Genomic DNA, 13,255 nt, shown 5'->3' with positions numbered 1-13,255 from the left:
ACGCTGGCTTGTGTTCTGATTTTCCGAATTATCGCTTGACGCCGACCCCGACTCAGCAATATATCGATCTGGTCCCGTCCCGGTACGAGGGGCGTTTCGCGATCGTCATAAGCGCGGGATGGGATGCGGTGGACGCCGATGTTGCGACTGACGATCGTGACGGAAGCGTACGGCGAAGTCGTGTGGTCCTGACGCCCCGTATGCTGGCGTCAAGCTCCCGAAGGGCTAACGCTCCAAGGGGGTGACGGTGACAACGAGCCCGGCCCGACCGGGGAGAGCACGATATAAGCCGTAAAGCCATTGCGCAGGGAATGTCGGATGCCTCCGCTGCCCTGTATGCTCATGTGCGCACTTTTTTGCACAGTTTGCACACGAGACCGCGGGTGCAGCGCGCACCCGGCATTCCCTGCACCCTCTGTTTGGAGGGTTAAGGAAATTCGATAGCAAGCCTCGGTCGCTTCGCGACGCGAGATCGCGAAGGTGTCTTCCGTCATTGCGTGCGAAGCGAAGCAATCCATTCTTCCTTTGCGCGGCGAGATGGATTGCTTCGTCGCTACGCTCCTCGCAATGACGGTGGATGGAGCCCGTCGCCCGCCCGAATCGCCCCACCCCAGCCACTCCACGCAAGACAACATCCCCTATGACCGCTCATCTGCTAAACAGAATGCCATCAAGCAAAACCAGCGGCGCAAGAACCGCGGGACGTCAGGAGGAAACCTTGTCCGTCCGCTATTATGACTGGATCGCCCATTTCGGCCGCCGCACGCCGGATAAAATCGCGGCGATCGACCTCGCCAGCCAGCGCCGGCTTTCCTATGCGGAGTTTGATGCGCGAGTCTCGCTGCTCGCCACGCATCTGCGCGACAAACTCAAGATCGCGCGCGGCGACCGGGTCGCGGTGCTGGCGCTGAACACGACCGATACGCTGGAGGTGCAGTTCGCCTGCTTCCGGATCGGCGCCGTGTTCCTGCCGCTCAACACCCGCCTCACCGTTCCCGAGCTGCAGTTCATTGTCGGCGATGCCTCGCCAAAAGTCATGATCCACGACACCGATCTTGCCGAGGTCGCGCTATCGGTCGCCAAACTCTGCAACGTTTCATCGGCACTGCTGCTCGGTCCTGGTGGCTCCTATGAGGCGGCGATCGCGGCGTCAAAACCACTCGATCGCGCGGAGATGGTCACGCTCGATGACATCTCGACCATCATGTACACCTCGGGCACCACGGGCCAGCCGAAGGGCGCGATCATCACCCACGGCATGACGTTCTGGAATTGCGTCAATCTCGGCGGTCCCGCGTACATCTCGCCGTCGTCGGTGCTGCTCACGGTGCTGCCGCTGTTCCACACCGGCGGGCTGAATTGCTACACCAATCCCGTGCTGCACGCCGGCGGCACCGTGCTGATCATGCGCGCGTTCGATCCTGCGCTCGCGCTGCAATTGATCAGCGATCCCTCCCAAGGCATCAACCAGTTCTTCGGCGTACCTGCGATCTACCAGTTCATGTCGCAGCATCCGTCGTTTGCTGCAGCCGATTTCAGCCGGCTCGTGATCGGCGGTGTCGGCGGCGCGCCGATGCCAGTGCCGCTGTTGAAAATATGGGAAGCCCGCGGCGTCGCCCTGCAGCAGGGTTACGGCATGACCGAGACCAGCCCCGCGGTGCTGACGCTCGACAAGGAGGACGCCGCGCGCAAGGCCGGCTCCTCCGGCAAGCCGGTGCTGCATACGGAAGTCCGGATCGTTCGTCCTGATGGGTCGGACGCCGATGTCGGCGAACTCGGTGAACTCTGGGTCAAGGGACCGAACGTCACGCCCGGATACTGGAACCGGCCGGACGCCAACCAATCATCCTTCACCGACGGCTGGCTGCACACCGGTGACGCCACGCGCGTCGACGAAGAGGGTTTCTACTACATCGTCGACCGCTGGAAGGACATGTACATCTCCGGCGGCGAGAACGTCTATCCGGCCGAGGTCGAGAGCGTGCTGCATCAACTGACGGCCATTGCCGAAGCCGCCGTGATCGGCATCCCGAACGAGCAATGGGGCGAGGTCGGCATGGCGATCGTCGCGATCAAGCCCGGCCATACGCTTTCAGCCGACGAAATCCACGCGCATTGCCAGGCCAATCTGGCGCGGTTCAAATGCCCGCGGCTGATCGAGTTCGTCGATGCCCTGCCGCGCAACGCGACGGGAAAGATTCACAAGCCGACGCTGCGAAAGAATTTCAGCGTTTCGAAGCCGACCGACAAGGCCATTGCCTCGTGATCGCGCCGACAAACGAAAAGCCCGCAGGTTCATCACCGGCGGGCTCTTGTCTCAGAGGCTGATTAGAGGATCCCAGTACATCCGTGGTAATCCGTAATCAGCAGCAACCTTCAAAGCGTTTTCAAGCGAAGCGGATACCCGGTTCGCATAGCAATCAAGTTTACGCAGATTGCGTAGACTTATCTGCGGCAGAAAACGCGTCAAAAATATCTTTAGTCGACGCGAAGGTTCTCAGCGCTGGTCTTGCCGCGCATCGGGTCCTTCTTCGCTTCGAACGAGATCTTCTGACCTTCGTTGAGCGAGCTCAGGCCTGCGCGTTCGACAGCCGAGATGTGAACGAACACGTCCGTTCCGCCATCGTCGGGCTGAATGAAGCCAAAACCCTTGGTCGCGTTAAACCACTTAACTGTTCCGGTAGCCATGTAACTATCTCCAAGATGCGCAAATGCGCTTTGCTCACACGACCTCCGCGTGAGCTTGATCCGATTTCAACGATGTCTTGGGGATGGGCCGGTGTCGGCGTAGTCAACAAGGCAAACGACAATTCGAATAGACCGGATATAGGCGACGATTGCGGCAAATACAAGGGCGCAACAGTTAACCGGGTAAAAACATGGCAAACGGCTCGTCGATCGTCCGCCGCAGACGCTCGCTATACAGCGCATAATTGACATTATCGGACGAAATGCGCCCAAAACTCGGGTTTGCGACCATCTTGATCGGCACATAGGCGATCGGAGCAGCAATCGGCGTCAGCATGGAACCGCGCCCCGCCAGCAGCGTGGTGATGATACCGTACATTTCGCCAGATATGGCCACGCGCGCCACCGTGATCAGGCGATGCTGACCGTTCCGGTTGGTGACGAGATAGATGTGGCCGGACTGGTTCGGCACCGCGACTTCGCCGAATTGGGTGTACAAGGCATCCTGCCGCTCGCCTTCGTGGAACACGAGCGACGAGGCCGCATCACTCCAAACAATCTCGGTACGGTAGGCGAAGATCGCGTCCTTGTCGCCGAACGACGGCCGTATCGTGACATAGGCGCCTTCAATCCACGCCACCGCGCGGCGCGAATAGGCGCCCAACCCATCCGGCGCGATGTCGCCATTGACCGGCGCGGCCGGCGCCGGCGCGTCAGGCGTCTTGCGCAGGGATACGCCGAGCGCCTGTTCGAGCCGGACCGTGGTCGCGAGCGTGAACGGACGGCGGCCCCCGAGCACCTTCTCCAGCGTCGAAAGACTGAGTTTTGCGAGCTCGGCCAGCGACTGGCGGGAGATGCGGCGGCGGGCGATCTCTTCCCGAATGGTATCGGCGATCTGCCGGCTTTGTTCGGCGGAAAGCTGCTTGTCCGGCGTCGGCATCGTCACCCCTGTTCGGCCTGTTTGGGCAGTCTACCAGACGCACAATCCATCACAAACCCGCACAAAGCCGCCCCTGCCGTGGCGCACGGCGCTGGCGTCGGGCTGAACAATGCCGATCATTCCGCTCGCGCCAGTCAGCGCGTTACCGGAGATTCCTTCCCACGACGAACACGTCGCACGGGAGTGAAGGAAATGACGATCTGCGGTGAAATCCAGCCCGACAGGCGTGCGCGCCTGTCGCGCAAAATGCGCGTAATACTGTTCTTCGCCTTTGAAGGCGCCGCCGCACTCCTGATCGGATTTGCGGCCTTATTTTTGAGTTTGCCGGCCTGGTCCGCCGAGCGCACGCAGACCGCCTTTCTCAAGCCAGGCGACGCCCGCTCCGGCTCGCTGCTGCTGAAGACCGAGGACGGCTACGCCGACGCCTCGCGGCTCGGCATCGATGTCGACATCACCGTGTCCGGCCCCACGGTCCGCGCCCGCGTCACGCAGGTTTTCCGCAACCCGACGCAAAACTGGGTCGAGGCGGTTTACGTCTATCCGCTGCCGTCCGGCGGCGCCGTCGATACGCTGAAGATGGTGGTCGGCGACCGCGTCATCGTCGGCGACATCAAGGAGCGGCAACAGGCCCGCATCATCTATGAGCAGGCGGCACGTAACGGACAGAAGGCGGCGCTGACCGAACAGGAACGGCCGAACATCTTCACCAATTCGGTCGCCAATATCGGTCCCGGCGAAACCGTGCTGGTGCAGATCGAGTATCAGGAACCGGTGCAACAGAGCGGCAATGAATTCTCGCTGCGGCTGCCGATGGTGGTGGGGCCGCGCTACAATCCCGCACCCGTTGTGCAGAGCGTCGACTTCCGGCCCGGTGGCGGCGGCTGGGGCGCCAGCAAATCCGATCCGGTGCCGGACCGCGACCGCATCTCTCCGCAAGTGCTCGACCCCGCGACCAACGCGCCGGTCAATCCGACCACCATCACCGTGCGGCTGCAGGCCGGCTTCCCGCTCGGCGAGATCAAGAGCCATCATCACGCCATCAAGACCGAAAGCCCCGACGGCAGCACGCGCATTATCAAGCTCGCCGAAGGCGCGGTGCCTGCGGATCGCGATTTCGAGCTGACCTGGAAGCCCGCCGCGGAGAAGGCGCCGTCGGTCGGCCTGTTTCGCGAACATGTCGGCGGCAATGATTATCTGCTCGCCTTCGTGACGCCGCCTTCGGTCGAACAGAACGACAGGAAGCCGCTGCCGCGCGAGGTGATCTTCGTGATCGACAATTCCGGCTCGATGGGCGGCGTCTCGATCATCCAGGCCAAGGCCAGCCTCACTTACGCACTCGCCCGCCTGCAACCCACCGACCGCTTCAACGTGATCCGCTTCGATCATACCATGGAGATGCTGTTCCCGGCCTCGGTGCCGGCTGACCGCGAGCGTGTCGGTCAGGCCACCGCGTTCGTCGGCGCGCTGCAAGCCAATGGCGGCACCGAAATGGTGCCGGCGATGCGCGCCGCGCTCAGCGACACGGCCGCCGGCGGCGATACCAACTATGTCCGTCAGGTCGTGTTCCTGACCGACGGCGCGATCGGCAATGAGCAGCAATTGTTCGAGACCATCAACGCGTTGCGTGGCCGCTCGCGCATCTTCATGGTCGGCATCGGCTCCGCGCCAAACACCCATCTGATGACGCGCGCCGCCGAACTCGGCCGCGGCGCCTTCACCCATATCGGCTCGGTGGAACAGGTCGAGGAGCGCATGCGCGGGCTGTTTTCCAAGCTGGAGAATCCCGCGGTGACCAACCTCACTGCCAAATTCTCCGATGCTGCGGCCGACATCACGCCGTCGGCGATCCCGGACCTCTACCGCGATGAGCCGCTGATTCTTGCCGCCAAGCTCGACAAGCTGGCCGGCTCGGTCGAGATCAAGGGCCGGATCGGTGACCGTCCGTGGGTGGTGACGCTTCCGCTGGCGAATGCGGCCGAGGGCAAGGGCCTGTCGAAACTATGGGCGCGGCGCAAGATTACCGATGCCGAAGTTGCGCGCACCACGCGGCAGGAGAGCCCGGAGGATGCCGACAAGACCATCCTCGCGCTCGCACTCGATCATCAACTGGTGACGCGGCTGACCAGTCTCGTCGCGGTCGACAAGACGCCGAGCCGTCCCGAAGGCGAACCGCTGAAAGTCTCGGAACTGCCGATCAACCTGCCGGCCGGTTGGGATTTCGCCAAAGTGTTCGGTGAACGCCCGCTTCTGCCGGTCACGCCGATGGAACGTCGCGCCGAGGCCGGCGAGGCCAGGGTTCAGGTTGCGGCATTGAAACGCGCGGCCCCTGCGGTCACGGCAGCGCCGAGCACGGTCCAGCTCCCGAAGACGGCGACCGACGCCGAGCTGAAAATGATCCTGGGTGTGATCTTCCTCATATTCAGCTTGGTCCTGTTCGCGTTCAATCGGCGCCAGGCGTTGATCCCCTGACGCCCCCTTGACGGAGGAGGCCCCCCAAGCTCCTCCCGAATGCGCGCGCGGCCCTCCGTCCCCCAGGGTCGCGCGCGCGACTTTTTTCGAACCGTCATTGCGACGAGAACACCGAAGAATGCGCCGCTTCATCCTCCCTCTCCTCCTCGCCGTCACCGGCCTCATCCTGTTCGGCCAGGGCGGCTACATCCACGCCAAGGCGTTGTTCGCGCAAATCCTGCTCGAGCGCGCCTTCACCGAAACCATCGCCACCGGCCGCGAAACAAAACCGTGGTCATGGGCGGATACCTGGCCGGTGGCCCGCATCGAGGTGAGGCGGATCCATGCCAGCACCGTCGTGCTGGCCGGCAGCAGCGGCCAGGCGCTCGCGTTTGGGCCGGGTCATGTCGAGAACACACCCGATGCGGGCGAGCGCGGCGTGGCCGTCTACTCTGCGCACCGAGATACGCACTTCCGCTTCCTGCAAAATGTCGCCGTCGGCGACGAGATCGACGTCACGCGCCGCGACGGCAAGAAATTCCGATATCGCGCGGATTCGACCTCGATCGTTCGTTTCGACGCTTCGGGCATCGATCCGTTGCGCGACGGATATGAGCTGGTGCTGTCGACCTGCTGGCCGTTCGAGGCGTTGACGCCGGGGCCGGATCGCTATCTCCTGCACGCCATCTTGATCGGGCCTGTTCCCTGAGTTCATCCGCCCGTCAATCCCGGGGCGACGATGAATACTCCGCCTGCCGGGATATCGTGCGCTGCGCGAAGGGCGCTATCGGGTCAACGCGTGTTGCCACCCTCCTCAAGTCTCAATAAAAAGAATGAAAACGCATGGCCGAAGCGATCGCTCGATCGCCGTCCGCCAAAGGAAACAACAAGGTAAGGGCACGCTCCATGGAAGCTCGGGTAGTCAACGCGTCGCATTCGGCCGAAACCTGGTCGCCCTCGTCCGACGCCAGCGACATCGTCAAGAGCATCCATGCGATGCTGCACCCGCGCAACATCGTGCTGGTCGGCGCGACCGACAAGCCCGGCAACTACGCCGAGCGCATCTGGAACAATCTCGTCCAGTACCAATACAAGGGCAAGCTGTTCCCTGTTAACGCCAAGCGCGAAACGATCTGGGGCGTGCCCTGCTACAAGGATTTCGCCAGCCTGCCGGAGAAACCCGACCACGTGCTGGTGCTGGTGCCGGCCCGTTTCGCGGTGCAGGTGATCCGCGACGCCGCAGCCGCCGGCGCCCGTTCCGCCACCATCGTCACCTCGGGCTTCAGCGAGTTGCAGGACGCGGAAAGCCAACGGCTGGCGGTCGAATTGAAAGAGGCGGTGCGTGAAACCGGCCTTGCCGTGACCGGCCCGAATTGCCTCGGCAATCTGAGCGCGGGCGAAAACCTGTTCACCAATATCGATGACCGCATCGTCACCATGGAAGCGGGCCCCGTCGCGATCGCCGGGCAATCCGGCGCGATCGTGATGGCGATCCGGCAGGCGCTGGAAGATCGCGGCGTGGGCGTCGGCTACATGGTCACGACCGGCAACGAGACCGGGCTCGAGACGCCGGACCTGATGGCCTATTTCGCGGCCGATCCTTCGATCCGCGTGATCGTGGTCTATCTCGAAGGCGTGCGAAACACCAAGGTGTTCCGCGAGGCCTGCAAGGCCGCACGCGCCGCCGGCAAGCCCGTGATCGCGCTCAAGCTCGGCGCCTCCGAGGGCGGCCGTGCCGCCGCGATGGCGCATACCGGCGCGCTCGCCGGCTCCATCCAAACCTTCGACGCGATCTCGACCCGCGAAGGCGTGATCCGCGTTCGCGGCCTCGATGAACTGATCGAGACCACCGAATGTTTCGTGCATGCCGAACCGCCGAAGAGCAATCGCCTCGCCGCGGTATCGCTATCGGGCGGCAAGCGCGGCCTGCTGATCGACGCGTTCGATTCAGCCGGGCTCAACTTCGCGCCGCTGAGCGCGGACGCGACCGAGAAACTCACAAAGATGCTCGGACCGGGCAGCATCGTCGGCAATCCGCTCGACGCCGGATTTGCCGCCGTGGTCGATCCCTCCGTCTACATGCAGTCGATCAAGATCATGATCGACGATCCCGACACCGATATCGTCATCATCGACGCCGAACTGCCGAAGGCGCCGCATGAACTGCGCGAGCGCAATCTGCGCATCGTCAACGACATGGCGGGCGCCGCCAGCAAGCCCGTGGTCTACATCAGCGCGATGTCGATCGGCTTTACCGAGTTCACCAAGGGCTTGCGCAAGTCGCTGCCGAACATCGCGGTGATGCAGGGCCTCGACCGCGCGGTGGGCGCGATCAAGTCGTTGATCGAATATGCCTCGCTGCGCAAGGTCGTGCCGGAGATCGCGTCGAGTTCGAAGGCTTCCGCCCGTGCCGTGCTGGAGAAGACGCTAAGAAGCGCCAACGGCGCCGCGGCGCTCGACGAAGTCGCCTCGAAAAAACTGCTGAAGGCCTATGGCATTCCCGTCTCAAAGGAAGAGATCGCGCAGACCGCGGCGGACGCGGTGAAGATCGCCAAGAAGATCGGCTTCCCCGTCGTCGCCAAGGTGGTCAGCGCCGAGATCCTGCACAAGTCGGACATTGGCGGTGTCGTGCTGAACATCAACAATGCCGCCGAGGTGAAGAAGGCGTTCAACGACATCACCGCGCGGGTCAAGAAGCTGAAGAACAAGCCGAAGCTCGAAGGCATTCTGATCGCGCAGCAGGTCAAGTCCGACCTCGAACTCGTGGTCGGCGCCTCGCTTGATGCCGAGATGGGCCCCGTGGTGCTGTTCGGCACCGGCGGTGTCGATATCGAACTGATGAAGGACGTCGCGCTTGCCGGCGCGCCGCTCGATGCAGAAGAGGCGAAACAGCTGATCGGCAAGACCAAGGCCGGCGTCAAGATGAAGGGCTATCGCGGCAAGCCCGCGCTGCACGAGGCTTCCGCGGTGAAGGCGCTGGTTGGGCTATCCAATCTGATGGCGGACGCGGGAACCCGCATTGCGTCGATCGACGTCAATCCGTTCCTGATCAACAGCAAGGTCGGCGTCGCCGTCGACGGATTGATCGTGCTCAACAACGCCGCGGCGAACAAGGCGGCGGGGCATTAGGCTCCCTTGTCATGCGCGGGCTTGACCCGCGCATCCATCAAAAATGAATCGCTTGAAGGGGATGGATTGCCGGGTCAAGCCCGGCAATGACAGTTGGGCTCACAACCCCGCGCCCCATTGCCGCGCGGTCTGCACCAGCCAGTCGCGGTAGAGCGTCAGCGGCGTGACGCCGGTGAGCCCGCCGCAACCGGCCGAGCTATTGGGTCCGGTCGACCAACTGACGACGCCGACGATGGCCGGACCTGATGGCTTGTCCTCGAACACCGGCCCACCAGAGTCTCCCGTGCAGGCGCCAAGCCCGTCGCGCGTGCCCTGGCCCACCGGATCAACCAGCCGAATCTGCAGCGTCCCCGGCTTGCCGGTTGCGACCAAACCGGCGGCGCGGATGGTGCCGCCACTCTTGCCGTCGCCGCGCGTCGTGACGCCGATGCCGGCGATCGTAAAGCGGCTGCCGACGATGATGGGAATGGTGGGCATGCCGAGCGTCGACGGCGTCTTGCCTTTGACGGGTGAACCCAGTTGCAGCAGCGCCACATCCGCCGTCGCCCGATGCGCCAGCATCGCCTGCATCTTGAAGCCGGGATGAATGGCGACGCTCTTGACGTCCTGCAACGATGGCTGCTTGTCCGCGCCATATTCGACGATCTTGTAATCGGCGCCGGGCTGCACGCAGTGTGCCGCGGTCAGCACGATCTTGGGCGCGATCACCGCGCCGGTGCAGAAGTTGCCGCGGGAACCGACAATGGTGACGACCGAACGACCGACGCCGTCGGCAGATGGCGCGCCACCGCCCACGATGGCGTGAGCGGGCGCGGCCACCAGCAACACGAGACTGGCAATTATTCGAGCGAGGACTTTCATGGCCGCATGCAATACCCCGCCCAACCGACATCGCCAAGCCGCGGATCGGACTGGCCCCGAAGGGCATTCCGTGTTAGCCGCTCCCCCGTCGCGTATTGATATGGCGGGGAAATAATGGTCGAGGCGGTGATCTGGGATTTCGGCGGGGTGCTGACCACTTCGCCGTTCGAGGCATTCTCGCGGTTCGAGACCGAACGCGGGTTGCCCGCCGACATCATCCGGCGCACCAACGCGGCCAATCATCTGGAAAACGCCTGGGCGAAATTCGAACGCGCCGAAGTCGACATCGAAACCTTTGATGCGCTGTTCGCGACGGAATCGAAGGCGCTGGGCGCCGAGGTCCGCGGCAGGGATGTGTTGCCTCTGCTCTCGGGCGATCTGCGCCCCGAAATGGTCGAGGCGCTCAAACGCGTGAAGGCCAAATTCAAGACCGGCTGCATCACCAACAATCTTCCGGCCAACGCGATCGGGAGCCGCAGCGGCCGGTCGCTCTATGTCGCCGAGGTCATGGTGCTGTTCGATCACGTCATCGAGTCCGCCAAGATCGGCCTGCGCAAGCCCGACCCGCGCATCTACCAGATGATGGTCGAGGCGCTGCAGGTCGATCCCAAAAACTGCGTCTATCTCGACGATCTCGGCGTCAACCTGAAGCCGGCGCGGCAGATCGGCATGACCACGATCAAGGTCCTCAATGCGGCGCAGGCGATCACGGAGCTTGAGGCCGCGACCGGGCTCACATTGCGCTAGGCGGAATTAGCCGAATTTGCCGTCTCCGTATGACCAAACGAGGCTTGTTCTTTGCCGGGAACGCAGGCAGAACACTCTGAAATCCAGTGCATTTCGGAGTTGAAACCCGTGGCTGAAAAAGGGCCGACCGCCTCGATCGAGGCAGTGGAAAGCGGCCTCGCCGCGCAGGGCTATATTGCGAGCCGGCAGATCGCGACCGCGGTCTATCTATCGCAACAAATAGAAAAACCCATCCTGGTCGAAGGTCCCGCCGGCGTCGGCAAGACCGAGCTTGCGAAGGCAATCGCGGCGTGGCGCGGGCTGAAGATGATCCGCCTGCAATGCTACGAGGGCCTGGACGAAGCCAAGGCGCTCTATGAGTGGAAATACGCCAAGCAGCTTCTGTACACGCAGATCCTGAAGGACAAGCTCGGTGAAGTGCTCGGCGGCGCCGAAACGCTGCATGACGCGCTGGCGCAATTGCATGATTTCGGCGACGTGTTCTTCTCCAAGGAATTCGTCGAACCGCGGCCGCTGCTGCAGGCACTGGAGCAACCCGCGGGCTGCGTGCTCTTGATCGACGAAATCGACAAGTCGGATGCCGAATTCGAATCGCTGCTGCTGGAAATCCTCAGCGACTTCCAGGTCACGATTCCGGAACTTGGCACCGTTACCGCGGTCGCCGCGCCGACCGTGATCCTGACCTCGAACAGCGAACGCGATCTCGGCGACGCGCTGAAGCGGCGCTGCCTCCATTTGCACATCGGCTTCCCCGAGCAGAAGCTGGAGGAGCGCATCGTCGAAAGCCGGGTGCCCGGCATCTCGCAGACGCTACGCAAGCAGATGGTCGGCTTCATCCACGAGGTTCGCTCGCTGGACCTGAAGAAACTGCCGTCGGTGAGCGAGACGATCGATTGGGCACGGGTGCTGGTGCTGTTGCAGGCGCCCGAACTCGGCAGCGAGATCGTCAAGGATACGCTCAACGTGCTGCTGAAGTACGAGGCGGATATCGAGGCCACACTGCCCCAGGTATCCACCTTCATCGCCAAGACATCGCGGCAGAGCGTCGTCTTCGGATAAAGCGGATGAGAGAAAACCTGCATCGCTTCTTTCGTGCGGCGCGGGGCGCAGGCGTCAGGCTCTCGCCGGCCGAAAGCATCGATGCGATGCGCGCGGTTTCCAAGGTCGGCTTCAGCGACCGCACAGTGCTGCGGGACACGTTCCTCCTCACGCTCGCCAAGACCCAGGACGAAAAGAAGGCGCTCGGCGCCTGTTTTGATCTGTTCTTCGATCAGCCTGAGCCGGCGCCACCACCTTCCGACGAGAGCGAGACGGATAAGTCCGACACGCCGGAATCCGGTGCAGCGTCCGATGCGCAAGGCGACGCCGAAGGCGGCGACCAGGCGCAGGATCTCGGCCAGCTCGCGCAGATGCTGCTGTCGCAGGACCGCAACGCGATGGCGGCTGCCATCGCCAACGCTTCAAATGCCGCGTCGCTGTCCGACATCCGCTACTTCACGCAGCGCGGCATCTTCTCGGGCCGCATTCTCGACCAGATGGGCATCCAGCGCCTGCGCGACGACCTCGACGCGCTGACGGCGACCAACCCCGCACTCGCGGAACGGCTGCAGGCAGCACTCGACGGCTTGCGCGACACCGTGCGCGAGACCGTCTCGCAGGCCTTGATGCTGTACGGCCGCGAGGAAGCCGAGAACCTGCGCAACGAGATTTTGCGCAACGCGCCGCTGTCCCGGATCGAGCCGCGTCAGGTCGAGCAGATGCGGCTTCTGATCCGCCAGATCGCTCGCCGCCTGCGCGAGCGTTACAGCAAGCCGCGCAAGCGCCAGCGCCGCGGCCATCTCGACGTACGCCGGACCATCCGGCGCAACGCCGCCTGGGGCGGCGTGCCGTTCCTCACCGCATGGAAACGACGCCACCGCGACAAGCCAAAAATCATCGCACTCTGCGACGTCTCGGGTTCGGTGGCGCGGGTATCCGATTTCTTTCTGCTGCTGATCCACAGCCTGCACGAAGTGGTCTCGGACGTCCGCTCGTTCGCCTTTTCCGGACACCTGATCGAGGTCAGCGACATCCTGGAATCGAAATCGCCGGAAGAGGCGATGGCCGAGATCATGTCCAAGGTCGGCTTCGGCTCGTCGGATTACGGTAATTCCTTTGCCGATTTCGAGCACGAATGGATGAACGCTATCACGCCGCAGACCACGGTGATCATCCTCGGCGACGCCCGCAGCAACAATCTCGATCCTCGCGCGGATATCCTTCGCCGTATCGGCGAGCGATCGAAGCGGCTGGTGTGGCTCAACCCCGAAGGGCGCATGGCCTGGGGCTGGGGCGACTCGGAAATGCCGCGTTATTCGACCTTCTGCACTGTGGTGCGGCAATGCGCGACCGCGCAACAGCTGGAACGCGCAGTGTCGGATATCGTGGCAAGTTACCAGTAGT

General features: G+C 63.2%; 10 protein-coding genes. 7 read left to right on the top strand and 3 right to left on the bottom strand.

Annotation, left to right across the window (positions count from 1 at the left end):
• The first annotated feature begins 718 nt into the window (after positions 1–718).
• On the top strand, positions 719–2,266 hold the full coding sequence (locus JQ597_RS31855; RefSeq protein WP_212269391.1) for an acyl-CoA synthetase: 1,548 nt from the start codon (positions 719–721) through the stop codon (positions 2,264–2,266).
• Between the two features lie 212 nt (positions 2,267–2,478).
• Here the strand turns inward: JQ597_RS31855 and JQ597_RS31850 are convergent, their stop codons facing one another.
• Both JQ597_RS31850 and JQ597_RS31845 read right to left on the bottom strand, forming a co-directional pair.
• Positions 2,479–2,688, bottom strand: coding sequence for a cold-shock protein (locus JQ597_RS31850; protein ID WP_192735591.1), 210 nt, complete (start codon positions 2,686–2,688; stop codon positions 2,479–2,481).
• A 175-nt stretch (positions 2,689–2,863) separates the two neighbouring features.
• Positions 2,864–3,628 carry a helix-turn-helix domain-containing protein gene (locus tag JQ597_RS31845; protein ID WP_212269390.1) on the bottom strand — a complete coding sequence of 255 codons (765 nt, stop codon included), beginning with the start codon at positions 3,626–3,628 and terminating at the stop codon, positions 2,864–2,866.
• A gap of 246 nt (positions 3,629–3,874) precedes the next feature.
• On the opposite strand from JQ597_RS31845, the gene JQ597_RS31840 reads away from it, so the two are divergent.
• The 3 genes from JQ597_RS31840 to JQ597_RS31830 all read left to right on the top strand — a co-directional run bounded on the left by JQ597_RS31840 (position 3,875) and on the right by JQ597_RS31830 (position 9,205).
• Positions 3,875–6,097 (top strand): marine proteobacterial sortase target protein, encoded by a 2,223-nt coding sequence (locus JQ597_RS31840; RefSeq protein WP_249148368.1) that lies wholly within the window; start codon positions 3,875–3,877, stop codon positions 6,095–6,097.
• A 118-nt stretch (positions 6,098–6,215) separates the two neighbouring features.
• On the top strand, positions 6,216–6,785 hold the full coding sequence (locus JQ597_RS31835) for a class GN sortase (protein WP_212269388.1): 570 nt from the start codon (positions 6,216–6,218) through the stop codon (positions 6,783–6,785).
• A gap of 197 nt (positions 6,786–6,982) precedes the next feature.
• The gene (locus JQ597_RS31830) at positions 6,983–9,205 is read left to right on the top strand and encodes an acetate--CoA ligase family protein (protein ID WP_212269387.1); all 2,223 of its coding nucleotides are present in this window, start codon (positions 6,983–6,985) and stop codon (positions 9,203–9,205) included.
• 99 nt (positions 9,206–9,304) lie between these two features.
• Here JQ597_RS31830 and JQ597_RS31825 read toward each other — a convergent pair whose 3' ends face one another.
• Positions 9,305–10,066, bottom strand: coding sequence for a S1 family peptidase (locus JQ597_RS31825; protein WP_212269386.1), 762 nt, complete (start codon positions 10,064–10,066; stop codon positions 9,305–9,307).
• Between the two features lie 114 nt (positions 10,067–10,180).
• Between JQ597_RS31825 and JQ597_RS31820 the strand changes: the two genes are divergently transcribed.
• The 3 genes from JQ597_RS31820 (at position 10,181) to JQ597_RS31810 (ending at position 13,254) form a co-directional block, all read left to right on the top strand.
• On the top strand, positions 10,181–10,813 hold the full coding sequence (locus JQ597_RS31820; RefSeq protein ID WP_212269385.1) for an HAD-IA family hydrolase: 633 nt from the start codon (positions 10,181–10,183) through the stop codon (positions 10,811–10,813).
• 108 nt (positions 10,814–10,921) lie between these two features.
• Positions 10,922–11,872 carry an AAA family ATPase gene (locus JQ597_RS31815; RefSeq protein WP_212269384.1) on the top strand — a complete coding sequence of 317 codons (951 nt, stop codon included), beginning with the start codon at positions 10,922–10,924 and terminating at the stop codon, positions 11,870–11,872.
• Positions 11,873–11,877: 5 nt separating this feature from the next.
• Positions 11,878–13,254, top strand: coding sequence for a vWA domain-containing protein (locus JQ597_RS31810; RefSeq protein WP_212269383.1), 1,377 nt, complete (start codon positions 11,878–11,880; stop codon positions 13,252–13,254).
• Position 13,255 lies beyond the last annotated feature (1 nt).

This window comes from Bradyrhizobium sp. AUGA SZCCT0177, assembly GCF_018130125.1.
In the GTDB taxonomy this organism is placed as follows: Bacteria; Pseudomonadota; Alphaproteobacteria; order Rhizobiales; family Xanthobacteraceae; genus Bradyrhizobium.
The sequence above is the reverse complement of the archived record's forward strand: the minus strand, read 5'-3'. Positions and strand labels throughout refer to the sequence as shown.

Excerpts from the sequence above, each read along its gene's own strand:
- JQ597_RS31825 (WP_212269386.1), bottom strand. The coding sequence starts at position 10,066 with ATGAAAGTCCTCGCTCGAATAATTGCCAGTCTCGTGTTGCTGGTGGCC.
- JQ597_RS31820 (WP_212269385.1), top strand. The coding sequence starts at position 10,181 with ATGGTCGAGGCGGTGATCTGGGATTTCGGCGGGGTGCTGACCACTTCG.
- JQ597_RS31840 (WP_249148368.1), top strand. The coding sequence starts at position 3,875 with ATGCGCGTAATACTGTTCTTCGCCTTTGAAGGCGCCGCCGCACTCCTG.
- JQ597_RS31810 (WP_212269383.1), top strand. The coding sequence starts at position 11,878 with ATGAGAGAAAACCTGCATCGCTTCTTTCGTGCGGCGCGGGGCGCAGGC.
- JQ597_RS31835 (WP_212269388.1), top strand. The coding sequence starts at position 6,216 with ATGCGCCGCTTCATCCTCCCTCTCCTCCTCGCCGTCACCGGCCTCATC.
- JQ597_RS31850 (WP_192735591.1), bottom strand. The coding sequence starts at position 2,688 with ATGGCTACCGGAACAGTTAAGTGGTTTAACGCGACCAAGGGTTTTGGC.
- JQ597_RS31830 (WP_212269387.1), top strand. The coding sequence starts at position 6,983 with ATGGAAGCTCGGGTAGTCAACGCGTCGCATTCGGCCGAAACCTGGTCG.
- JQ597_RS31845 (WP_212269390.1), bottom strand. The coding sequence starts at position 3,628 with ATGCCGACGCCGGACAAGCAGCTTTCCGCCGAACAAAGCCGGCAGATC.